We start from the raw sequence: 23,246 nt of genomic DNA on the forward strand, positions 1-23,246 counted from the left end.
TCAGGCCTGCTCCCGAGGATGCCGTACAGGATAGTGGCGCGATGCCACGGCAGGCCGCCTACAACCACTTCAAAAGGATTGAAGTCATGACCCACAAGAACAACGTCAGACGTGTTGTTGGTTCCCTGATTCTCGCTGCTTCCACGTCCACCCTTGCTGCTCCGGCGCCCGAAGGCGAAGCCTTCGGCGAATTCTGGACTCCCGGCAAGCCCAACCCCGCGCTCTGCAATTCACCGGTACTGGTCGGCACGCCTCTGGGCCTGCCGCGATGTTTGCAGGCGAGCAACGTGATGCACCGCCTGCAGGAGTTGCAGGACATCGCCACCCTCAACGATGGCAACCGTGCTGCCGGCCTGCCGGGTTACCAGGCGTCGATCGACTACGTGAAGCAGTCCCTGGAGCGCGCCGGCTACCAAGTGCGGGTACAGCCGTTCCCCTTCACCGCCTACTTTCCCAAGGGGCCGGGCACCCTGCAGGCTTTGACGCCGCAACCGGTGGAATACGTCTGGGAGGAGGACTTCAACTACCTGTCGCAGACCGATGCCGGCGACGTCAGCGCCCCGGTGGTGCCGGTGGACCTGTCCCTCGGCGCCGGCAACGCCTCCACCAGCGGCTGCGAGGCGGAGGACTTCGCCGGTTTCCCCAGCGGCTCCATCGCCCTGATCCAGCGTGGCAGCTGCAACTTCGAGGTGAAGGCGGAGAACGCCGCGGCGGCTGGCGCGGTGGGCGTGATCATCTTCAACCAGGGCAACACCGAGGAGCGCAAGGGCCTGGAGAACGTCACCCTGGGCGATACCTACGAGGGCGGCATTCCGGCGCTGTTCGCCACCTATGACAACGGCGTGGCCTGGTCCCAGACCCCCGGCCTGCAAGTGCGCATGGTGGCGGACGTGATCCGTGAGAAGACGCAGACCTTCAACCTGGTGGCCGAAACCCGGCGCGGCGATCCGCAGAACGTGGTGATGGCCGGCGCGCACCTGGATTCGGTGTTCGAGGGCCCCGGCATCAACGACAACGGCTCGGGCAGCGCGGCGTTGCTGGAAATGGCCGTGCTGCTGCGCAAGGCGCACCCGCAGAACAAGGTGCGTTTCGCCTGGTGGGGCGCGGAGGAGTCCGGGCTGGTGGGCTCGACCTTCTACGTCAATAGCCTGAGCGATGAGGAACGCAGGAAGATCAAGGCGTACCTGAACTTCGACATGATCGGGTCGCCGAACTTCGGCAACTTCATCTATGACGGCGACGGCTCGTCCTTCGGCCTGCAGGGCCCGCCCGGCTCGGCTGCCATCGAGCGTCTGTTCGAGGCCTACTTCAAGCTGCGTGGCGAGTCTGCCGAAGGCACCCAGATCGACTTCCGCTCCGACTATGCGCAGTTCTTCGAGGTGGGCATTCCCTTCGGCGGCCTGTTCACCGGCGCCGAAGACATCAAGAGCGAAGAGCAGGCGCAGAAGTACGGCGGCGCTGCCGGCCAGCCCTTCGACCCTTGCTACCACCAGGCCTGCGACAACACCGCCAACATCGACCTGAACGCCCTGGAGATCAACGGGGACGCCATGGCCTTCGCCACCAGCTGGCTGTCGCTGTCGACGAAGATCATCGACGACGAGATCGCCGCTGCCGCCGAGCAGGCGAAGGGCGCCAGGACCTTGCGCATGCAGTCGGTGCGCCAGGCCGAGCGCTGGGGTAATCACTTCGTGAAATGACGGAAGGACGGCGGGCCTGCGGAGTCTCGTGCTTTTGCAGGCCTTCCGTCTTTTCTGAATTGACCGTAGAAGGCCTCTGCGATCTACTGTATATAAATACAGTGATCTTAGGATTTCCCCTAATGGCCTTGATGATTGTTCCTGGCCCTTTCGGCAGCCCCGCCCCGGGGCTGCCGTTTTTCTCTTCCGCTAACGGGCAGGGCTGATGGGCGCCGTCGTAGCCCTCGATGCCCTGCTCAACGAACGGCGGGTCTGGAAGGGACAGCCCGGCGCGCTGGCGGCTGGCAGCGACCAGCCCACCGGTCTCGACGCCCTGGACCGGGTCCTGCCCGGTGGCGGCTGGCCCGAGGCCGCACTCAGCGAAATTCTCGTCCCTGCCGCTGGCCTGGGCGAGTTGCGTCTGCTCTGGCCCACCCTGGCACGGCTGACCTCCCGCGCCGAACGCGTGGTACTGGTGGCGCCGCCACATATCCCTTATCCCCAGGCCTGGCAGGCCGCCGGCGTCGACCTGCGCTGGCTGGCGCTGGTGGAGGCCAGCGGTCGCGATGCCCTCTGGGCGGCCGAGCAATGCCTGCGCTCCGGCAGTTGCGGGGCGGTGCTGTGCTGGCCGCAACAGGCCGATGATCGCGCCCTGCGCCGCCTGCAGGTGGCCGCCGAAACCGGCCAGACCCTGGCCTTTGCCTACCGCCCGCAGGAGGCCGCCCTGAACCCCTCGCCGGCGGCCCTGCGCATTGCCGTCGACGGCTGGCCGGCGCAGCTGCGGGTGCTCAAGTGCCGGGGCGGTCTGCCGCCCGCGGCGCCGATCGCCCTGTCCCGGTGATGCCGTCATGCGCTGGGCCTGCATATTGCTGCCGCAGTTGGCGCTGGATGGCGTGCTGCGCGTCCACCCCGACCCCGAAGCGCCCCTGGCGCTGGTGACGGGCACGCCCCAGCGCCGCGTGCTGCGTGCCCTCAACCCCGCCGCCAGGGCGCTGGGGCTGCGGCCCGGCCAGTCGCTGACCGCCGCCCATGCCCTGACCCGCGACTTCACCCTGGTGGAGTACGACCCGGCGCGGATCGAGCACTGGCAGCAACTGCTGGCCGCCTGGGCCTACCGCTTCAGTTCCCAGGTCAGCCTGCGCTATCCGCGCTGCCTGCTGCTGGAGGTGGAATCCAGCTTCGCCCTGTTCGGCCCCTGGCCGCGCTTCGAGGCCCGCTTGCGGCGGGAGCTGGCGGCCCTGGGCTTTCGCCATCGCATCGTCGCGGCGCCCAACCCGGCGGCGGCGCGGGTGCTGGCCAATGCCTACGATGGCCTGGCGGTGGCGAACCAGGATGAACTGCGTGCCGCCCTCGGGCGCCTGCCGGTGGATCGCGCCGGTCTGGCACGGGAAGCCGCCACTGCCTTCGCCCGCATGGGCCTGCGGCATCTGGAACAGGTGCTGGCGCTGCCCCGGGAGACGCTGGCCAGGCGCTTTCCGGGCGAAGTACTGCAGCACCTCGACACCCTGCTGGGCGAGCGTCCCCTGGCGCTGGAGTGCTATCGGCCTCCGGATGAGTTCGACCTGCGCATCGAGCTGAACTTCGAGGTGGAATCCCACCAGGCATTGCTGTTCCCCCTGCGCCGTCTCACCGCCGACCTGGCCGCGTTCCTCGCCTGCCGTGACAGCGGCGTGCAGCGCTTCACCCTCCATCTGGAACACCGTGACCTGCCGGAAACCCGGGTGCCGGTGGGGCTGCTCAGTGCCGAGCGTGAGGCGGCCATGCTCTTCGAACTGGCCCGTGGGCGCCTGGAGCAGTTGCAGGTGCCGGCCCCAGTGCGCGCCTTCCGCCTGCAGGCGCGGGACCTGCCGGCCTTCGTCCCGGAGCGGCGCGAGCTGTTCGACGAGCGCCCGCAGCAATCCCTGCCCTGGGAGCAGTTGCGCGAACGTTTGCGGGCACGCCTGGGAGACGACGCGGTGCACAGCCTGGCCGCCCGTGCCGATCATCGTCCCGAATGCGCCTGGCAACTGGATGCCGAGGGCCCGCAGGCGCCGCTTCCGCCCGGTCCGCCCCGTCCCGGCTGGTTGTTGCGTGAGCCCGTGCCCCTGCGGGAATCGTCCGTGCGCATCCTCGCCGGCCCCGAACGCATCGAGTCCGGCTGGTGGGATGGCGGCGACGTGCGCCGCGACTACTACCTGGTGGAAACCCGTGGCGGCCAGCGTGGCTGGGCCTTTCGCCCGGTGCACGGGGAGGGGCCGCTGCTGTTGCACGGCTGGTTCGCATGAACGCCTACGCCGAGCTGCACTGCCTGTCCAATTTCAGCTTCCAGCGCGGCGCCTCCAGTGCCAGCGAACTGTTCAAGCGGGCCGGGGAACATGGCTACGCGGCGCTGGCGATCACCGACGAATGCACCCTGGCCGGCATCGTCCGCGCCTGGCAGGCCTCCAAAGACGCCGGAGTGCCCCTGGTGATCGGCAGCGAAGTGCGGGTCGAGGGCGGTCCGAAGCTGGTGCTGCTGGCGGAGAATCTGGCCGGCTACCAGCGCCTTTGCCGGCTCATCACCCAGGCCCGGCGGCGTGCGAAGAAGGGCGAGTACCGCCTGCTGCGCGAGGACCTGGCCGAGCCCACGGAGGGCCTGCTGGCCCTCTGGGTGCCGGACCGGGAAGACGACGACCGCGAAGGCCCCTGGCTGCGCCAGTGCTTCCCCGAACGCCTGTGGCTGGCGGTGGAACTGCACCAGGGGCCGGACGACGCCGGCCGTCTGACGCGCCTGCTGGCCCTGGCCGCGGGTGTCGGCATCCCGCCCGTGGCGACCGGCGATGTGCATATGCATGCCCGTGGCCGCCGCGCCCTGCAGGACTGCATGACCGCCGTGCGCCATCACTGCACGGTAGCCGAGGCCGGGTTCCGCTTGTTCCCCAATGGCGAGCGCCACCTGCGCCGCCGTGAGCTGCTGGCCGGCCTCTACCCGGCGCAGCTGATGGCCGAATCGGTGCGCATTGCCCGTCGCTGCCAGTTCAGCCTGGACCAGCTGGATTACCAGTACCCCCGCGAGCTGGTGCCGGACGGGCACAGCCCCGGCACCTGGCTGCGCGCCGTCACCGAGGAGGGACTGCTGAGACGCTGGCCCGGCGGCGTGCCGGCCAAGGCGCGAGCGCTGGTGGAAAAGGAGCTCGCGCTGATCACCGAGCTGGGCTACGAGAGCTACTTCCTCACGGTGTACGACATCGTCGATTTCGCCCGTCGCCAGGGCATCCTTTGCCAGGGGCGCGGCTCGGCGGCCAACTCGGTGGTGTGCTTCGCCCTGGGCATCACCGAGCTGGACCCCTGTGTCTTCACCGAACTCCTGTTCGAGCGCTTCATGTCGAAGGAGCGCAACGAGCCGCCGGATATCGACGTCGACTTCGAGCACGAGCGCCGCGAGGAGGTCATCCAGTACCTGTTCCGCCGTTACGGGCGGGGCCGGGCGGCACTCACGGCGGTGGTCAACACCTACCACGGCGCCGGCGCGGTACGCGATGTGGCCAAGGCCCTCGGCCTGCCACCGGACCAGGTCAACACCCTGGCCGATTGCTGCGGCGGCTGGAGCGACCAGGGACCTTCGGCGGAGCGTCTGCGGGAAGTGGGCTTCGACCCGGAAAGCCCGGTGCTGCGCCGGGTCGTGGCGCTGACCAACGAGTTGATCGGCTTTCCCCGCCACCTGTCCCAGCACCCCGGCGGCTTCGTGATTTCCGAAGCGCCGCTGGACAGCCTGGTACCGGTGGAAAACGCCAGCATGGCCGAGCGCACCGTCATCCAGTGGGACAAGGACGACCTCGACCTGGTGGGGCTGCTAAAGGTGGACGTGCTGGCGCTGGGCATGCTCAGCGCGCTGCGCCGCTGCTTCGCGCTGATCGAGCGCTATCGCGGCATCCAGTGGACCCTCGCCACCTTGCCCAAGGAGGACGAGGCCACCTACGACATGATCGGCCGCGCCGACACCATCGGCGTATTCCAGATCGAGTCGCGGGCGCAGATGTCCATGCTGCCGCGCCTGAAGCCCAGGGCGTTCTACGACCTGGTGATCCAGGTCGCCATCGTCCGTCCGGGGCCGATCCAGGGGAACATGGTCCATCCCTACCTGCGCCGGCGTAAGGGGGAAGAGAAGGTCACCTATCCCAAGGCTGAGCTGATCCCGGTATTCAAGCGCACCCTGGGCGTGCCGCTGTTCCAGGAACAGGTGATGCAGCTGGCGATAGTCGCCGCCGACTACACGCCCGGCGAGGCGGACGAACTGCGCCGTAACATGGCCGCCTGGAAGCGTCATGGCGGCCTGGAACACCACCGCCAGCGGCTGACCTCGCGGATGCTCGCCAAGGGTTATGAGCGGGATTTCATCGAGCGGATTTTCGAGCAGATCAAGGGCTTTGGCAGCTACGGTTTTCCCGAATCCCACGCCGCCAGTTTCGCTCTGCTCACCTATGCCAGCTGCTGGCTGAAATGCCACGAGCCGGCCGCCTACGCCTGCGCCCTGATCAACAGCTGGCCGATGGGCTTCTACAGCCCCGACCAGGTGCTTCAGGATGCCCTCCGCCACAGGATCGAGGTGCGTCCGGTGGATGTGCGTTTTTCCGACTGGGATTGCTCCCTGGAGCCGGCGGGAGAGGCTGGAGAACCGGCCATACGCCTGGGGCTGCGGATGGTGCGGGGCTTTCGCGAGGACGATGCCAGGCGCATGGAGAGCGTGCGCCAGGCCGCCCCCTTCAGCAGCGTCGGCGACCTGGTCCGGCGTGCCCGGCTGGACGCTCGCGCCCGCGAACTCCTGGCCGACTCCGGCGCCCTGCGCGGCCTGGCCGGGCACCGTCACCGGGCGCGCTGGGTGGTCGCCGGGGTGGAGGTGCAGGCGCCGCTCTTCGCCGGCCTGCCGGAGCAGGAAGAAACCCAGGTGGCCCTGCCGTTGCCCAGCGTGGGCGAAGACATGCTCACCGACTACGCTACCCTGGGCACCACCCTCGGGCCGCATCCTCTTTCCCTGCTGCGCGCGGCTTTGCGCAAGCGGCGCTGCCGCAGCTCGCGGGAGTTGCAGGCGGTGGAGCACGGAAGGAACCTCAGCGTCGCCGGCCTGGTGGTCGGGCGCCAGCGCCCGCAGACCGCCAGCGGGGTGATCTTCGTCACCCTGGAATACGAATACGGCATGGTCAATGTGGTGGTCTGGCACGACCTGGCCGAACGCCAGCGCCGCGTTCTGGTGGGCTCTCAGTTATTGCAGGTGGACGGTCGCCTGGAGTCGGTGGACGGCGTTCGCCACCTCATCGCCCGCCGCCTGCACGACCTCACACCGCTGCTGTCGGGGCTGGATGTGAGAAGCCGCGATTTTCACTAGATCGATGAAGATCGCTGCTCATTGGCTGAAAAAGATGGGTATCGCTGCGCTTGCGGAACGCCGCCCGACCCATCCTACGGTCGGGCCTGGGTAGATCGTCGCCTGGATGAAATCCGGGAACGGTGGATGGAACTTCCCCGGATTTCATATACGGGCTACCTACTGTGGGAATTCATTCGCGATTGAAATCGCCCCCACAAGGGCGGGTGAGGCCCGGGCGATGTGCGCATTGGCCAATGTTGTAGGGGGGAATTCATTCGCCAAGGGGCGCGGAGCGCCCCGGCTCTACAGGACGTTCAGTGCGGAACCACCGGTGCGTTCTTCGCCTTGTGCCGTCGGAACGAGCGGGAAGAGTGGGGGGGCGAAGGCCGGCTGTGATGGTGGTGGTGATGGTGGGAGATCCTGAGCATGGCCCACAGCAACGCGACCGCTGCCAGCAGCCAGCCCATGATCATCAGGGCTATGAAAATTTCGGGACCCATTGCGAACCGCCTCTGGCGCCGAAGTGGAAGGCGCACGACAAGAGTCTAGCCGGGTCAGTATGACGGCCGATCGAAGCCGGCTGCCTTTGGTCGGCTGGCACACTGAAATCAGACGAGGTGCACCTGCTAGCCACACTCCTGGGCCATGTTGCGCTTGGCCTTCTCGGTTGGCGCGTTGCGGTACTGCTCGGTCCAGAACTGGCACTTGGCATCGTTCAGCCGGCGCTGTTCCTCCAGCCGTTCCTGGCGCTCGTTGTCCGCGCGCTGGGCGGCGTTGTAGTTCTCCTCGTACTTCTGCAGGCGCTCGTCGCCCGTGCCTGGCACGGGCGCCGGCTGCGGTTCCGCTTGTGGCGGGGCAGGTGGCGGGGTGAGGACTTCGGCCACCGGAGGCTGGTTGCCGTCCGTATAGAGCTGGTAACCGAGGTAGGTGGTCAGGCCGATGGCGATGAAACCGAGCCAGACCCCCAGGGCGACGCTGAAGGTCAGGACCAGGGGGTTGAAGCTGATGCGCAGGATGCGACGTGGGCGAGCCATGGTGCCTCCGAAGCGGTGGGGCGGCAGGAAATCAGTGTACCTCCAGCACCTCGAAGGCCTGCTGGCCATTGCCGATGGTCAGGATCACCTCGGCGCCTTCGCCCTTGCCCAGCAGCGCCTGGCCCAGGGGCGAACGCGGGCTGATCACGGTGATTTCCTCGCCGTTGTCGACCACTTTCAGACCGGCAGCCTCGGGGCCGAGGAACAACCGCTGTTCGCTGCCATCCTCGGCGGCCAGCAGCACCAGCGCACTGAGCTGGATACCGCGCGCCGGGTCGAAGGGGCGCAGGTTGAGGTTCTCGAACAGCCCCAGGGCCTGTTTGATCTCCGCTGCCCGACGCGCCTGGCCGGTAGCCAGGTAGGAGGCTTCCAGGCCGAGGGTGTCGTACTTGTTTTCGGCGATGTTTTCCTCGTGGGTCGCCGCCTCGTAGGCGGTCTGCGCCGCGCGTTGCAGCAATTGCAGGTCGGCGGCGAGCTTGTCGAGGATCAGGCGATGTATGCGGGCTTTGTCCATGGAGGCAGGAGGTGGCGAAGGGCTGGAGCCGGCATTCTAAAAGCCTTCCCGTGCGGGAGGAAAACGGCTTCGTACAAGACGGGAACGAACTTGTGCACAGTGTTGGCGCAGGAGTACGTCCGTACCAGCTTAAGCAGGGTGCCCGGAGTACTTTTCTCGTGCCATTTGTCGCCGCCTGGAACGCCCGTACAACACAGGTTCCAGGCGCTTTTCGGAGCAAAATGCCCCGCAATGGAGCGGGCAGGGGGTTGACAGTTTCAAGTTGTGCACAGTTGCGATGCAGCTTCGCAAAGGACTGCTGAAATGTCCCGTAAGCGCTTGATTCGCAGTGATGATTTCGTAACTACATGAAAAATAAGGAATTTTATAATTGGTGAAAAAATCATCAGTTTGAGCGGAGGCCACGAACCATAAGCACTCGGTGACGTTTCGATCATCTTCTCAACAGAGTTATCCACAGGTTCTGTGGATTGTCCTGAGCACTTGCTCTAGAACGCCACATTCGGCAATTGCAAGACTTTACCTGCCAGAAAAAAGGAGTAGAGTTGCGCGCCTTTCTCGCCAGCTGCCCCTTTTTCATGAAGTTCCGCGTCCCCGCTGAGTCCGTTTCCAGCCAGCAAACCCTGCCCACCCGCGTTGCCCTCTGGCTGCTGGACAGCCCGCGCCTGGGCCAGGCGCAGAGCGTGAAGCGGATTGCCGGCAAGATGCTCAAGCAGCCGGCACGGGAAGGCGTGGTCGTGGCACAAAGCCGCCTGGGCCAGATGCTCTGCCGCGACTGCGGCAACCCGCGTGACCGCCGCATCGGCCTGGACATGCTGCGCCAGGCCGCCCGCGCCGGCGACCGCTGCGCTCAGCTCGAATTGGGCCGCCTGTGCAGCCAGCCCCGCGTCAACGAACCGGAACAGGCCCGCCACTGGCTGGAACAGGCGGCCTCCCAGGGTTCCCACGAAGCCAGGCACCTGCTCAGCCGCCTCCCGCGGCACTCCTGATCGCGCCGCGCGGCTGGGTATACTCCCGGCATTCCAGCGCGGAGCCGCTCATGCCCCTAGATATCCCCAACCTGTTGATCGGCCTGCTCGTCGCCGCCGTGCCCCTCCTGGGCCTGGTCTGGCAACAGCAGCGCAAGCTCACTGCCCTGCAAACCGAACGCACCCTGCTCGAAGAGCGCCTGGCCAATGCCCAACTGGCCCAGGACGGTCTGGCCGTGCAACTGGACGACAGCCGCGAGGAAAATCGCGAGCTCAACCAGCTCAACGCCGCCCAGCAGGCCGAACTGGCGGCCCTGCGCCGCGAGGCCGAGTTGCTTGGAGTCGAACGCCAGAGCGCCCGGGAAGCCTTGCTGGCCTGGAACCAGGAACGCGAGCGCAAGGATGCCGAACTGCGCCGCCTGGATGCCGACCGCGCCAGCCTGGAAGCTGAACTGCGGGAGCAGCGCGAGTCCCATGAACAGCGCATGACCGACCTGCAGGCGGCCCGTGACGACCTGCGGGCGCAGTTCGCCGAGCTGGCCGGGAAGATCTTCGACGAGCGCGAGCAGCGCTTTGCCGAAACCAGCCAGCAGCGTCTCGGCCAGTTGCTCGACCCGCTCAAGGAACGCATCCAGGCCTTCGAGAAGCGGGTGGAAGAGAGCTATCAACAGGAAGCCCGCGAGCGTTTCTCCCTGGGCAAGGAACTGGAGCGCCTGCAACAGCTCAACCAGCGTCTGGGCGACGAAGCCACCAACCTGACCCGCGCCCTGAAAGGCCAGAAGACCCAGGGCAACTGGGGCGAGCTGGTGCTGGAGCGGGTGCTGGAGCATGCCGGCCTGGAGAAGGGGCGCGAGTACCAGACCCAGGTCAGCCTGAAGAGTGCCGAAGGCGAGCGCTTCCAGCCCGACGTGCTGATCCAGCTGCCGGGGGACAAGCAGGTGGTGGTGGATGCCAAGGTCAGCCTCACCGCCTACCAGGCGCTGATCGCCGCCGACGACGAGGCCGCCCGCAGCCAGGCCCTGAAGCAGCATGTGCTGTCCTTGCGCAGCCATCTCAAGGGCCTGTCGGTGAAGGACTACCAGCGCCTGGAAGGGCTGCACAGCCTGGATTTCGTGCTGCTCTTCGTGCCCATCGAAGCCGCCTTCGCCGCCGCCCTGCAGGCCGATCCCGGATTGTTCCAGGAAGCCTTCGAGCAGCACATCGTGATCGTCAGCCCGACCACCCTGCTGGCTACCCTGCGGGTGATCGACAGCCTCTGGCGCCAGGAGCGGCAGAGCCAGAACGCCCGCGAGATCGCCGAGCGCGCCGGGGCGCTGTACGACAAGTTCGTTGCCTTCGTCCAGGACCTGGACGAGATGGGCAGCCGCCTGCAACAGCTGGACAAGGCCTACGCCAACGCCCGCAACAAGCTGGTGGAGGGCCGCGGCAACCTCATCGGCCGGGCGGAAAACCTCAAGCTTCTCGGCGCCCGCGCCAGCAAGAGCCTGCCCAATGACCTGCTGGAAAGGGCAGCGGGGTTGCCGCTGCTGGATGAGCAGATCGAGGGGTAAGTCCCCCTGTAGGAGCTAGCTTGCTAGCGAAACGGGGCCATTCGCCAGCAAGCTGGCTCCTACAGCCAATGCAGACACAGCCCATTCATTCGCGCCGCTCACCCTGCGTGAATGCCGCGAGCGGCCTGCCTACAGCCCCAGGCTTCCTTTCACCGCCGGCAGCGCCTCCGCGCCGTCGTAGGTCTTCACCCCCGCCAGCCATTGTTCCAGCACCTGCGGATTGGCCTTCAGCCAGGCCTTGGCAGCCGCCTCGGGTTGTTCCTTGTCGTCGAGGATGGCGCCCATGATCTGGTTTTCCATGGCCAGGCTGAACTCCAGGTTCTTCAGCAGGGTGCCGACGTTGCCGCACTCGGCGCTGTAGCCCTTGCGGGTGTGGGTATCCACCACCGCGCTGCCGTAGTTGGGGCCGAAGCTGGCGTCGCCGCCGCTGAGGTAGCGGATGGCGAACTTCGTGTTCATCGGGTGCGGTTCCCAGGCCAGGAACACCACGGGTTTCTGCGCCTGCACGGCGCGACGCACCTGTACCAGCATGCCGGCTTCGCTGGACTCCACCAGCTTGAAACCGTTGAGGCCGAACTGGCCCTGGTCGATCAGGCCCTGGATCAGCAGGTTGCCGTCGTTGCCGGGTTCGATGCCGTAGATCCGCCCATCCAGTTGCTGGCGGAAGCGGCCGATGTCCTTGAAGTCCTTCAGCCCGGCATCGAAGGTGTATTCCGGCACCGCCAGGGTGTACTTGGCGCCCACCAGGTTGGTGCGCACCTTCTCCACGCTGCCCTTGTCCAGGAAGGGCCTGGCGATCACTTCCATCGAAGGCATCCAGGCCCCAAGGTACACATCGATGTTGTTCTTCTCCATGCCCATGTAGGCCATGGGGATGGAGGCCAGCTGGGTCTGCGGCTTGTAGCCCAGGCCCTTGAGCAGGGTGCTGGCCAGGCCCGTGGTGGCGGAGATATCGGCCCAGCCGACTTCCGCCATGCGCACGGTCCGGCAACTGGCGGGCTCGGCCGCCAGGGCGGTGAGCGAATGGCTGGTGAACAGGGATGCAGCGAGCAGGCACAGGACTTTCTTCGACATGGTTGACGCTCCTATCGGGCGGCTACGGCAGAAGTCAGCGGGATGCAGCGGGGCTCTTCGGGCCCCTTCGCCTGCCCGAGCATAGGGAGGGCTGAACCGGCCACTTGATGGGAAACGACATCTTCTGCCGCAGCCAGGAATGGCGGGGGAAGGTGTTGATGTTTTGCGCTGGCAACTCGTCGCTTGACGTCAATTCCGCTGAATTTCGCTCCCCTAGATTGGCTCCCGAAGCAGGCCGCCGAGCCGCACGAACAACACCTGGGAGGAGTACCGATCATGCAATCCGTCGAAGCCATCAAGCTGCAAACCTCCATCGAAGGCTGGGCCGAACAGGACCCGGAAACCGCCTTCACCCTGCCGTCGCGCTACTTCTTCGATGAGAGCCTGTTCAAGGCCGAACGCGACCGCATCTTCATGCACGCCTGGCACGTGGCCGGGCACAAGAATGAGTTCCGCGAGCCGGGCCAGTACGTGGTGGTGGACCTGTTCGACCAGAGCGTGGTGGTGGCGCGCAACATGAAGGGCGAGATCCGCGCCTTCCACAACGTCTGCCAGCACCGCGGCAACCGCCTGCTGGAAGGCCGTCGCGGCACCACCGGCGGGGTGGTGCGCTGCGCCTACCACTCCTGGTGCTACGAGATGGACGGCAGCCTGCGCAGCGCGCCGCGTTGCGAGCGCATGAAGGATTTCGAGATGCAGCAATTCAACATCCCGCAGGTGCGGGTGGAGGAAATGGGTGGCTTCATCTACTTCAACCTCGACCCCAATGCGCCGTCCCTGGACGAGCTGTTCCCCGGCGCCAACGAGGAAATGCACCGGGTCTTCCCCGACCTCGAACGCATGCGCCTGATCGAGGAGCAGGACGTGATCGTGCCGGCCAACTGGAAGGTGATCATGGACAACTCCATCGAGGGCTATCACTTCAAGCTGTCCGGACCCTGCCACATCGACCTGGCCAAGCTGATCGACTTCAAGGGCTACCGCCTGACCAAGCGGGACAACTGGTGGACCTACATCGCCCCGGCCAACCTCCAGGCCGGCGAAGCCTACGGGGTGAAGCTGCGGGAAGACCTGAACCCGGACGAGTGCTTCTTCAACATCGGCATGTGGCCGAACAACACCTTCTATACCTTCCCGTTCTCCGAGTTCCTCGGCACCTTCATCATGATTCCGCTGGACGCCGAGCGCTCGCTGCTGCGCTTCGGCTACTACAGCTCGAACGAAGAGACCGCCGAGGTGAGCAAGGCCTGCATGCGCTGGATGAACGAAGAGCTGGGCCCGGAGGACATCGAGCTCAACATCACCGTGCAGAAGGGCCTGCATTCCCTCGGCTACGACCAGGGCCGCTACATGATCGACGCCCAGCGCAGCAACGAGAGCGAGCACCTGGTGCATCACTTCCATCGCCTGGTGTTCCAGGGCATCCACGGCCAGGAGCGGGCCTGAGCCCGCTTGCGGAGGACGCGCCATGTCCGAGTTCGATTACCTGATCGTCGGCGCCGGCTCGGCCGGCTGCGTGCTGGCCAACCGCCTGGGCGCCGAGCCCGGCGTGAAGGTGCTGGTGCTGGAAGCTGGCCCGCTGGACCACAGCTGGACCATCGACATGCCCTCGGCGGTGGGCATAGTGGTGGGCGGCAGCCGCTACAACTGGAGCTACAGCACCGAACCCGAACCCTGGCTGGACAACCGCCGCATCGGTACCCCGCGCGGGCGCACCCTGGGCGGCTCCTCCTCCATCAACGGCATGGTCTATATCCGTGGCCATGCCCGCGACTACGACAGTTGGGCGGAGCAGGGCTGCCACGGCTGGAGCTACCAGGAAGTGCTGCCCTACTTCATCCGTGCCGAGAACCACGAGCACGGCGCTGACGACTACCACGGCGATGCCGGGCACCTGCACGTGACGGCGGGCAATATCGATACGCCGCTCTGCGCCGCCTTCGTCCAGGCCGGCGTGGAAGCTGGCTACGGGCGCAGCCGCGACCTCAACGGCTACCGCCAGGAAGGCTTCGGCCCGGTGGATCGCACCACCCGCAAGGGCCGGCGCTGGAGCACCTCCCGTGGCTACCTGGCCGAGGCGCTGCAGCGCGGCAACGTCACGGTAGCCACCGGCGCGTTGAGCCTGCGGATTCTCTTCGAGGGGCGCCGCGCCAGCGGCATCGAGTACGAGCAGAACGGCCAGGTGCATCAGGCCCGAGCGCGCCGCGAAGTGATACTCGCCGCCGGGGCGATCAACTCGCCGCAACTGCTGTTGCTGTCGGGCGTCGGCCCGGCGGAGGAAATCCGCGCCCATGGCCTGCCCGTCGTGCATGACCTGCCCGGCGTCGGCCGGCGCCTCAACGATCACCCCGACACCGTGGTGCAGTACCTGTGCAAGCAACCGGTGTCCATCTACCCCTGGACCCGCGCGCCGGGCAAATGGTGGATCGGCGCACGCTGGTTCGCCAGCCACGACGGCCTGGCCGCCAGCAACCACTTCGAGGCCGGGGCCTTCATCCGTTCGCGGGCGGGCGTCGAGCACCCGGACCTGCAACTCACCTTCATGCCGCTCGCGGTACAGCCGGGCAGTGTCGACCTGGTGCCGGCGCACGCCTTCCAGATCCATATCGACCTGATGCGCCCCACCAGCCTCGGCAGCGTCACCCTGCGCGGCGCCGACCCGCGTCTGCCGCCACGCATCCGCTTCAACTACCTGCAGACCGAGCAGGACCGCGCCGACATGCGCGCCGGCGCGCGGCTGGTGCGGGAGATCATCGAACAGCCGGCCATGCGTGCGCTGAAAGGCCAGGAGCTGGTGCCGGGGCCGGAGAACCTCAGCGACCAGGCCCTGGACGCCTGGGCCCGGCGCGTGACCGAAACCGGTTACCACGCCAGCGGCACCTGCAAGATGGGGCCGGCGTCCGACCCGGAGGCGGTGGTCGATCCGCAGCTGCGGGTACACGGGCTGGAAGGACTGCGGGTGGTGGACGCATCGATCATGCCAATCATCGTCAGTGGCAATACCAATGCACCGACCGTGATGATCGCGGAGAAGGCCAGCGATATGATCCGGGGCCAGGCACCCCTGCCTGCGGCCAGGGTCCCGGTGTGGACCCATCCGGACTGGCGTGGACAACAACGATAAGCGGAGCACTGACCAGAGATGCCGAACGTGGAAGGCCTGAACTCCCGGGAACGCCCGCTGGGCGGCGACAGCACGCTGCGTGTCGGCCTGTTGCTGTTGCCGTCATTCCCCAGCCTGGGCCTGGCGGCGGTGGCCGAGCCGCTGGCCATCGCCAACTGGCTGAGCCAGAAGACCCTGTTCCAGTGGACCCTGCTGTCGCTGGACGGCCAGCCGGTACAGGCCAGCAATGGCCTGTCCAGCCAGGTGGAGGCGGGCATCAGCCCGGAGCAGGAATTCGACCTGTGCTTCGTCATCGCCAGCTTCGACGTGCACCGGCATTGCCGCAACAACCTGCTCAAGAGCTGGCTGCGCAAGCAGGCGCTGTTCGGCTCCGTACTCGTGGGGGTTGAGACCGGCACCGAACTTCTGGCCGCCGCCGGCGTGCTGGATGGCTATGACGCTGCGGTGCACTGGGACAACCTGCCGGGCTTCCAGGAGAGTTATCCCAAGGTGCGCTCCCGCGCCCAGCTCTACTGCCTGGACCGCCAGCGCCTGACCTGCGCCGGTGCCGCCGCCATCCTGGACATGATGCTGACCTGGCTGGGCAGCCGGATCGACGCGGACCTGGCGCGGGAGATCGGCATGCACCTGCTGGTGGGCCAGGTCCGTGCGCCCACGGAGAGCCAGCTGGACGACGGCCAGAAAGGCGAACCGCTGCACGAGGGCAAGCTGCGCCGCGCCGTCCGGCTGATGGAGCAGACCCTGGAAGAGCCGCTGGACTGCGAGGCCATCGCCAGCCGCGTCGGCCTGTCGCGCCGGCAACTGGAGCGCCAGTTCAAGCAGCACACCGGGCTGTCGCCGCTGAAGTACTACATCGCCCTGCGCCTGGCCCGTGCCCATAACCTGCTGCAACAGACCAGCCTCAGCGTCGCCCAGGTCGCCGCCAGTTCCGGCTTCGGCTCCCTGGAACATTTCTCCCGCGCCTACCGCGCCCGCTTCGGTTGCCCACCCAGCGAGGACCGCAGCCAGACCTGGACCGCCCCGGTGATGCGCCAGCCGCTGACGCGAAAGGGCGCGTAGGGAAGGGCGGATCTGCGATCCGCTAAGTGATTGAAATCGCCCCCACAGGGGCGGTGCATGCCGGATAGCACGGAGCGGCCGGCGCGAGTCACCCCTCTCCCTTCAGGGAGAGGGGGCGGGGGAGAGGGTTGTAAGCCCCGCTCGGACTCTCAAGGGCAGACCTTCGGCCTGCTTTCGCGACTGAAGTCGCTCCCAAAGCCTGGTGAATGAATTCGCCCCCACAAGGTCACCTTCACAACCGGTACTCCACCTCTTCCCGATCGAGAATGCGCCGGAGCGCCGTGAAGTGCCTTTCGGCGAAGTCCGGATAGTCCAGCCATTGCCGTGCCGTCTTGCGCGCTACCTCCTCGCTGGCGATGCGCAGCGGCCGGCCGGTGGACAGCGCGGTGATGTAGGTCTCGCAGGCACGCTCGAAGTAGTAGAGGTCGTCGAAGGCCTGGGCCACGCTGGTGGCGGCGACCATCACGCCGTGGTTGCCCATCAGCAGCACCGGCTTGCCGTCCAGCAGGCGGCTGACCCGCTCGGCTTCGTCACCCAGGCCCATGCCGTCGAAGCCTTCGTCGATCGCCACGCGCTCGAAGAAGCGCATGCAGTTCTGCTCGATGGGCGGCAGCGTCGAGTCGGCCAGGCAGGCGAGGGCCGTGGCGTATTTCGAATGGGTGTGCAGCACGCAACGGGCCTGGGGCTGGTTGCGGTGCAGGGCGCCGTGCAGGGCCCAGGCGGTGATGTCCGGAGCATCGGGGCGGTCGAGGGTGCCCGGGTCGTCGGCGTCCACCAGGATCAGGTCGCTGGCGCGGATTTCCGAGAAATGCTTGCCATAGGGGTTGATCAGGAACTGCCGGCCATCGGCCGATACCGCCAGGCTGAAGTGGTTGGCGATGGCCTCGTGCAGGCCCAGGCGGGCGGCCCAGCGGAAGGCGCAGGCGAGGTCGACCCGCGCCTGCCAGTGATCGAGCTTGTCCATGGGGGCTCCATGTGGGTGGGTTGCTGGTTTCGAGTCTAGGGAGCCGAAGCCGGGCGACTTGATATGGAGCGACCTTCCCTGGCGCGTTCGTTCAACCGACGCAATGCGCCAGCGTTTCGCCGCATTTCATCAACCGCACGCCAGCGGCCTGGCCGACAGTGACGCCACCTTCAGTCCGAACCCAGGAGACGAGCATGGCGACCCACCCACTCTTCATCGACGGCCAGTGGTGCGACCCGGTCGAGCCCCGGCTGCGGCCAGTGATCAACCCGGCCAACGAGGACGTGCTGGCGCAGGTGGCGGTGGCCGGCGCGGCGGATGCCGAGGCCGCCATCGGCGCTGCCCGCAAGGCCTTCGATCGGGGTGACTGGTCCTGGCTGGGTGTCTGCGAGCGGGCCGCGATCCTGCGGCGCATCGCCGAGGCCATCGAGGCCGATGGCGAGCACCTGGCGCGGCTGGAAACCCTCAACGCCGGCAAGACCCTGGGCGAGAGCCAGGGCGACGTGGCCAATGTGGTGGCGACCTTCCGCTTCTACGCCGCCCTGCTGGAAGGCGAGGGCGGCGCGACGAACACCCAGGCGCCGGCCCATGTCATCAGCCTCAACCAGCGCGAGCCGGTGGGCGTCTGCGCGCTGATCGCGCCGTGGAACTATCCCTTGCTGCAACTGGCGTGGAAGGTCGCCCCGGCGCTGGCGGCCGGCAACACCCTGGTGGTCAAGCCGAGTAGCCTGACGCCGCTGACGGCCCTGCGCCTGTGCGAACTGATCGAGCGCGTGGGATTGCCGGCCGGGGTCTTCAACCTGCTCACCGGGCCGGGTGAGATCGGCGAGCTTCTGGCCGCCAGTCCGGATGTCGACCTGGTATCCCTGACCGGCGGCGCCACGGCGGGTGGCAAGGTGATGCGTGCGGCCAGCGGCAACTTCAAACGGGTGGCGCTGGAGTTGGGCGGCAAGAACCCCAATATCGTTTTCGCCGATGCCGATTTCGAAGTGGCCCTGGATCAGGCGCTCAATGCCGTTTACTTCAACGCCGGCCAGGTCTGCTCGGCGGGCTCGCGGCTGCTGGTGGAAGCGGGCCTCCATGACGACTTCGTCGCGGCGCTGGCTGAACGGGTGCGGCGCATCCGCCTGGGCGCCGGGCTGGCCGCCGGCACGCAGATGGGGCCGGTGATCTCCGCCAGCCAGCGCGATCAGGTCCTGGGCATGGTGAACGGTGCGCTGGCCGAAGGCGCCCGGCTCCTGGCCGGTGGACGGATTCCCCAGGGCGAGGGGTTCGAGCGGGGCTTCTGGCTGGAGCCCACCTTGCTGGGCAACGTGCGTGGGGAGATGCGCATCGCCCGCGAAGAAATCTTCGGCCCGGTGATCACCGTCGAGCGTTTCGACGGCGAGGATGAGGCGCTGCAACTGGCCAACGGCACGCCCTTCGGCCTGGCCGCCGGTGTCTGGACCCGCGATCTCGCCAAGGCCCATCGCGTGGCACGCCGGCTGCGGGCCGGCACCGTGTGGATCAACGACTACAACGCCGCCTTCCCCCAGGCGCCCTGGGGCGGCTACAAGTCCAGCGGCATTGGCCGTGAGCTGTCGCGGGCCGGGCTGGATGAGTTCAGTGAGTTCAAGCACCTCTACCTGAACACCAGCCCGGCCGCGCTGAACTGGTTCGGCGTTTGATCCTCAGCCGGCCAGCGCCGCCCGCCGCCCGCGCTCCAGGCGCACGCTGGCCAGAAGCAGCAGGCCGACCACGAAGTAGCTGCCGGTGATCAGCATGGCGAGGCGGTGATCGCCACCGGACAGCCAGTTGGCCAGGCCGTAGGTCATGGGGCCGAGGATGGCGGAGAGCTTCACCGCCTGGCCCCAGAGCCCGAAGAACTCCGCCAGCCGCGTGGGCGGGGCGAGCAGGCCGACGATGGCGCGCCCCGCCGACTGGCTGGCGCCCATGCACAGCCCGGCGATGTTGGCGGCGGCCCAGAACAGGGCCGGGCCGCTGGCCAGCCAGATCATCCCCACCATGGCCAGCCAGCCCAGCAAGGTCAGCGCCAGGGTCGGGCGGTGGCCGATGCGGTCCTGCAGCCAGCCGAACAGCACCGCGCCGATGGAGGCAGTGATGTTGACGATGAAGATCAGCAACAGGGTGTCCTGGGTGCTGAAGCCCATCACCTGATCGGCGTAGATGGCCGCCAGGCTGATCACCGCGGCGATGCCTGCCTGGTAGCAGACGGTGCAGGCGAGGAAGCGCATCAGGTCGCGGTAGCGTCCGGCCTCGCGCAGGGTCCGGGCGAAGCGTGCCCAGGCACCGCCCGCCACCGCCGGTTGCGGCTGGCTGCGCTCCTTCAGGTAGAGGAAGGTCGGGGTGCTGGCGAGGGCGAAGAGCAGGGCGGTGATGATCACGCAGACCGGCACGAACTGCGCGGCGGTCTGCCCCTGCCCCTGGGCCCAGCTGACATAGCCCAGGCAGGCACCGAGACTGACCAGCCCGCCGATGTAGCCCAGCCCCCAGCCCCAGCCGGAGACCCGGCCCAGTGCGTCATCGCGGGCGAGTTCGGGCAGGAAGGCGGCGATCAGGTTTTCTCCGGTGCCGAAGCAGAAGTTCGACAGCACCACGAAGAGCACCGCCAGGGCCAAAGCGCCCGGCCCGGCCAGGGCCAGCGCTGCGGTGAAGATCACGCAGCCGAGGGCGCTGAACGCCAGCAGGCGTTTCTTGCGTGCGGTGGCGTCAGCATAGGCGCCGATCAGCGGTGCGGTGAGGATCACCAGGGCATAGGAGAGGGCGAGGGTACTGGTCCAGGCCAGGGTGCCCCAGGATTTCCCTTCGGCTACCACGGCGACGAAGTAGGCGTTGAAAACGGCGGTGATGATCACCGTGGTGTAGCCGGAGTTGGCGAAGTCGAACATCGCCCAGGCCCAGATTTCCCGGCGCGTCACGCCGGAGGCGAGGCTGGATCGCATGGCGCTTTATTCCCCCTGTGGAGCGTCCCGGAGAGCCTAGCCCCGAGCGCGGCATCCCGCGACCGCGTAACCCGGTCCTTTCCTGTAGGAGCGAGGTTGTGGGAGCGAGGTTGTGCGAATTCATTCGCGAATGAATTCGCACATTGCAGTCCCCCAATCCAGCGGTATTAGCCGACCAGCTTGGCTGCCTCGCTCTGCACCACCCGATAGCAGGGCTCATAGGCCGCGCCGCCCGGCAGCTTCATCCGGTGCTGGCGGACGAAGGCCTTGAGCAGCTCGTCCAGCGGCTGCATCACTGCGGCGTCGCCGTGGATCTCGTAGGGACCGTGCTGCTCGATCAGGCGGATGCCCTTGTCCTTGACGTTGCCGGCGACGATGCCGGAGAACGCCCGGCGCAGGTTCGCGGCCAGTTCATGGGGCGGCAGGTTACGGCGCAGTTCTAGGCTGGCCATGTTCTCGTGGGAGGGTTCGAACGGGCGCTGGAAGCGTTCGTCGATCTTCAGCAGCCAGTTGAAGTGGAAGGCATCGGCGCGGTCGCGGCGGAACTGCTTCACCGCCTTCAGGCCCTGGGCCATCTCGATGGCCACGGCGGCCGGGTCGTCGATGATGATCTTGTAGCGGCTTTGCGCGGCCTCGCCGAGGGTGGCGCCGACGAAGGCGTGCAACTGCTCCAGATAGGCCGCCGCGCTCTTCGGCCCGGTGAGCACCAGGGGGAAGGGCAGGTCCTTGTTGTCCGGGTGCATCAGGATGCCCAGCAGGTAGAGGAACTCCTCCGCCGTACCGGCGCCGCCGGGGAAGATGATGATGCCGTGGCCCACGCGAACGAAGGCCTCCAGGCGCTTCTCGATGTCCGGGAGGATCACCAGTTCGTTGACGATGGGGTTGGGGGCTTCGGCGGCGATGATGCCCGGCTCGGTCAGGCCCAGGTAGCGGCCGCCGTGGATGCGCTGCTTGGCGTGGCCTATGGTGGCGCCCTTCATCGGGCCTTTCATCACGCCCGGTCCGCAACCGGTGCAGATGTCCAGGCTGCGCAGGCCCAGTTCGTGGCCGACCTTCTTGGTGTACTTGTATTCGTCGGTGCTGATGGAGTGGCCGCCCCAGCACACGACTATCTTCGGCTCGACGCCGGCGCGCAGGGTGCGGGCGTTGCGCAGCAGCTGGAAAACGTAGTCGGTGATGCCTTCGGAGCTTTCCAGGTCGAAGCGGCGGCTTTTGAGTTCGTTCTCCGTGTGGACGATGTCGCGCAGGGCGCTGAACAGCATCTCGCGGGTGCTGGCGATCATCTCGCCGTCGACGAAGGCGTCGGCCGGGGCGTTGATCAGCTCCAGGCGTACGCCACGTTCCTGCTGGTGGATACGGACTTCGAAGTCCTTGTAGGCGTCGAGAATGGTCTTGGCGTTGTCGCTGTGGGCGCCGGTGTTGAGGATGGCCAGGGCGCACTGGCGGAACAGCTGGTACATGCGGCCGGAACCGGCTTCGCTGAGCTGCTGCACTTCGAATTGGGAGAGGGTGTCGAGGGCGCCCTTGGGGCTGACCTGGGCATTGATGACTTGTCTTCTGGGCATTCGGAATTTCCTTGCAACGATGCCGGAGGGCCGGTCGACCCGACGCGGCGGAATGCTGGGCGCCGATTTCCATGGCGCAGATTGAGGCGGTGTTTCTTATATGGGCACTGCGGGGTTACGGACGGATTGCGGAAAGTTTCGGCGCTCTGGATCAGCGTAATAGCGAGATTACTCCCTGTCTGACAAGGACTTTTTCGGAGATGTTGCAGGCGCGGGCGGCACGCCGCCCCAGCGGTCGCTTCACTTGCGCGCTTCGAGGATCAGGTTGAACGGCGTTTCCGTGGCGCGGCGGAAGCTCGTGAAGCCGGCCTCTTCGAACACCTTGCGCAGGCGCGCTTCGCCGGCCTGGGCGCCAAGGCCGAGGCCGACTTCCTGGGACAGGGAGTTGGGGGTGCAGATGAAGGTGGAGGCCGAGTAGAACAGGCGTCCCACCGGCGTCATGTTGTCGTCCAGCGCATCGTTGGCGAAGGGTTCGACCAGGAGCACGGTGCCGTCGGGCTTCAGGGTCTGGTAGGCGTGCCTGGCGGCGCCCACCGGGTCGCCCATGTCGTGCAGGCAGTCGAAGTAACAGATCAGATCGAAGCCGTCGCCGGGGTAGTCCTTGGCGCTGGCCTGGGCGAAGGTGGCGCGGTCCGCCACGCCGCCTTCCCGGGCCCGCTTGTTGGCGGTTTCGATGGACGGGCCGTGGTAGTCGAAGCCGATGAAGCTAGAGGCGGGAAAGGCCTGGGCCAGGATCACGGTGGAAGCGCCGTGACCGCAGCCGACGTCGGCGACCTTGGCGCCAGCCTTGAGCTTGTCCACCACGCCGTCCAGGGCCGGCAGCCACTCGCTCACCAGGTGGGCGCGGTAGCCGGGGCGGAAGAAGCGCTCGGTGCCGCTGAACATGCACGGGTGGTGGTCACCCCAGGCCAGGGCGCCGTCGCCGCGCATGGCTTTCACCAGCTTGTCCTTGTCGTGGAACAGCGCGGCGATGACCGAGGCCCCGCCGGCCACGTACACCGGCGAGTCTTCCACCGCCAGGGCGAGTGCCTGTTCTTCCGGCAGCCGGAAGCGCCCGTGGTCGTGCTCCATGTAGCCGGAGGCGGCATGGGCGCTGAGCCATTCGCGCAGCAGGCGTGCGTTGCAACCGGTGCGGCTGGCCAGCTCCTCCGGGGTCACCGGCTGGCTGTCGGCCATGGCGCGATACAGGCCGAGTTCGTCGCCGACGATGATATTGGCGAGCATCGCCGCGCCGCCCATGTCGGAGACCAGCTTGCCCATGAACGCGTTGAGCCTGGATTCGTCCATTGCCTGTTCTCCTTCGACGAGCGGGCAGCTCGCGAAAAGCGGCGGGGAGCCTTTGTGGAGGGAGCCGCGGCAGCCGAGTCGTGTGTAGCTGGAGTGGCTCCCTTCGAGTCCCGCAATCACGGGACACTTTCAGTTTAGTGGCCCGACAATGGCTTATTGCCGG

At 67.0% G+C, this 23,246-nt stretch carries 17 protein-coding genes; 10 read left to right on the forward strand and 7 right to left on the reverse strand.

Features of this window, described 5'->3' with window-relative positions:
- Window positions 1-86: 86 nt before the first annotated feature.
- The 4 genes from ACFW0B_RS18085 (at window position 87) to ACFW0B_RS18100 (ending at window position 7,020) form a co-directional block, all read left to right on the forward strand.
- Window positions 87-1,700 (forward strand): M28 family metallopeptidase, encoded by a 1,614-nt coding sequence (locus tag ACFW0B_RS18085; RefSeq protein WP_449150384.1) that lies wholly within the window; start codon window positions 87-89, stop codon window positions 1,698-1,700.
- Window positions 1,701-1,905: 205 nt separating this feature from the next.
- Window positions 1,906-2,520 (forward strand): translesion DNA synthesis-associated protein ImuA, encoded by a 615-nt coding sequence (gene imuA, locus ACFW0B_RS18090; RefSeq protein WP_449150385.1) that lies wholly within the window; start codon window positions 1,906-1,908, stop codon window positions 2,518-2,520.
- Between the two features lie 7 nt (window positions 2,521-2,527).
- Complete coding sequence (locus tag ACFW0B_RS18095) at window positions 2,528-3,943, forward strand: Y-family DNA polymerase (RefSeq protein WP_449150386.1); 1,416 nt, start codon at window positions 2,528-2,530, stop codon at window positions 3,941-3,943.
- Window positions 3,940-7,020 (forward strand): error-prone DNA polymerase, encoded by a 3,081-nt coding sequence (locus ACFW0B_RS18100; protein ID WP_449150387.1) that lies wholly within the window; start codon window positions 3,940-3,942, stop codon window positions 7,018-7,020. Before ACFW0B_RS18095 ends, ACFW0B_RS18100 begins: the two co-directional genes overlap by 4 nt.
- A gap of 608 nt (window positions 7,021-7,628) precedes the next feature.
- Here ACFW0B_RS18100 and ACFW0B_RS18105 read toward each other — a convergent pair.
- Together ACFW0B_RS18105 and ACFW0B_RS18110 are read right to left on the reverse strand one after the other, a co-directional pair.
- Entirely contained in the window at window positions 7,629-8,036 is a 408-nt protein-coding gene (locus ACFW0B_RS18105; protein WP_449150388.1) for a hypothetical protein, read from the reverse strand.
- 31 nt (window positions 8,037-8,067) lie between these two features.
- On the reverse strand, window positions 8,068-8,550 hold the full coding sequence (locus ACFW0B_RS18110) for a GreA/GreB family elongation factor (protein WP_449150389.1): 483 nt from the start codon (window positions 8,548-8,550) through the stop codon (window positions 8,068-8,070).
- Between the two features lie 578 nt (window positions 8,551-9,128).
- Here ACFW0B_RS18110 and ACFW0B_RS18115 point away from each other — a divergent pair.
- Both ACFW0B_RS18115 and ACFW0B_RS18120 read left to right on the forward strand, forming a co-directional pair.
- Complete coding sequence (locus ACFW0B_RS18115; RefSeq protein ID WP_449150422.1) at window positions 9,129-9,539, forward strand: tetratricopeptide repeat protein; 411 nt, start codon at window positions 9,129-9,131, stop codon at window positions 9,537-9,539.
- A gap of 50 nt (window positions 9,540-9,589) precedes the next feature.
- Window positions 9,590-11,068: a DNA recombination protein RmuC gene (locus ACFW0B_RS18120; protein ID WP_459251719.1), complete on the forward strand. Its 1,479-nt coding sequence runs from the start codon at window positions 9,590-9,592 to the stop codon at window positions 11,066-11,068.
- Window positions 11,069-11,197: 129 nt separating this feature from the next.
- Here ACFW0B_RS18120 and ACFW0B_RS18125 read toward each other — a convergent pair whose 3' ends face one another.
- Entirely contained in the window at window positions 11,198-12,142 is a 945-nt protein-coding gene (locus ACFW0B_RS18125; RefSeq protein WP_449150390.1) for a choline ABC transporter substrate-binding protein, read from the reverse strand.
- Between the two features lie 276 nt (window positions 12,143-12,418).
- Here ACFW0B_RS18125 and ACFW0B_RS18130 point away from each other — a divergent pair, with 276 nt between their 5' ends.
- Genes ACFW0B_RS18130 through ACFW0B_RS18140 form a run of 3 tightly spaced genes read left to right on the forward strand, consistent with a single transcriptional unit; the run spans window position 12,419 to window position 16,325 of the window.
- Complete coding sequence (locus ACFW0B_RS18130) at window positions 12,419-13,588, forward strand: aromatic ring-hydroxylating oxygenase subunit alpha (protein ID WP_449150391.1); 1,170 nt, start codon at window positions 12,419-12,421, stop codon at window positions 13,586-13,588.
- A gap of 22 nt (window positions 13,589-13,610) precedes the next feature.
- Window positions 13,611-15,266, forward strand: a complete 1,656-nt coding sequence (locus ACFW0B_RS18135; protein ID WP_449150392.1) for a choline dehydrogenase — start codon at window positions 13,611-13,613, stop codon at window positions 15,264-15,266.
- A gap of 18 nt (window positions 15,267-15,284) precedes the next feature.
- On the forward strand, window positions 15,285-16,325 hold the full coding sequence (locus ACFW0B_RS18140; RefSeq protein WP_449150393.1) for a GlxA family transcriptional regulator: 1,041 nt from the start codon (window positions 15,285-15,287) through the stop codon (window positions 16,323-16,325).
- 232 nt (window positions 16,326-16,557) lie between these two features.
- On the opposite strand, the gene ACFW0B_RS18145 is transcribed toward ACFW0B_RS18140, so the two are convergent.
- Window positions 16,558-17,289 (reverse strand): class II aldolase and adducin N-terminal domain-containing protein, encoded by a 732-nt coding sequence (locus tag ACFW0B_RS18145; protein WP_449150394.1) that lies wholly within the window; start codon window positions 17,287-17,289, stop codon window positions 16,558-16,560.
- Between the two features lie 194 nt (window positions 17,290-17,483).
- Here ACFW0B_RS18145 and ACFW0B_RS18150 point away from each other — a divergent pair, with 194 nt between their 5' ends.
- On the forward strand, window positions 17,484-18,956 hold the full coding sequence (locus ACFW0B_RS18150; protein ID WP_449150395.1) for an aldehyde dehydrogenase family protein: 1,473 nt from the start codon (window positions 17,484-17,486) through the stop codon (window positions 18,954-18,956).
- A 3-nt stretch (window positions 18,957-18,959) separates the two neighbouring features.
- On the opposite strand, the gene ACFW0B_RS18155 is transcribed toward ACFW0B_RS18150, so the two are convergent.
- The 3 genes from ACFW0B_RS18155 to ACFW0B_RS18165 all read right to left on the reverse strand — a co-directional run bounded on the left by ACFW0B_RS18155 (window position 18,960) and on the right by ACFW0B_RS18165 (window position 23,083).
- Window positions 18,960-20,231 (reverse strand): MFS transporter, encoded by a 1,272-nt coding sequence (locus ACFW0B_RS18155; RefSeq protein ID WP_449150396.1) that lies wholly within the window; start codon window positions 20,229-20,231, stop codon window positions 18,960-18,962.
- A 167-nt stretch (window positions 20,232-20,398) separates the two neighbouring features.
- Window positions 20,399-21,796 carry a nucleotide 5'-monophosphate nucleosidase PpnN gene (ppnN, locus tag ACFW0B_RS18160; protein WP_449150397.1) on the reverse strand — a complete coding sequence of 466 codons (1,398 nt, stop codon included), beginning with the start codon at window positions 21,794-21,796 and terminating at the stop codon, window positions 20,399-20,401.
- 240 nt (window positions 21,797-22,036) lie between these two features.
- The gene (locus ACFW0B_RS18165; protein ID WP_449150398.1) at window positions 22,037-23,083 is read right to left on the reverse strand and encodes a class I SAM-dependent methyltransferase; all 1,047 of its coding nucleotides are present in this window, start codon (window positions 23,081-23,083) and stop codon (window positions 22,037-22,039) included.
- Between the last annotated feature and the right edge of the window lie 163 nt (window positions 23,084-23,246).

The organism is Metapseudomonas phytobenefica, assembly GCF_043392685.1.
Lineage (GTDB): Bacteria > Pseudomonadota > Gammaproteobacteria > Pseudomonadales > Pseudomonadaceae > Metapseudomonas.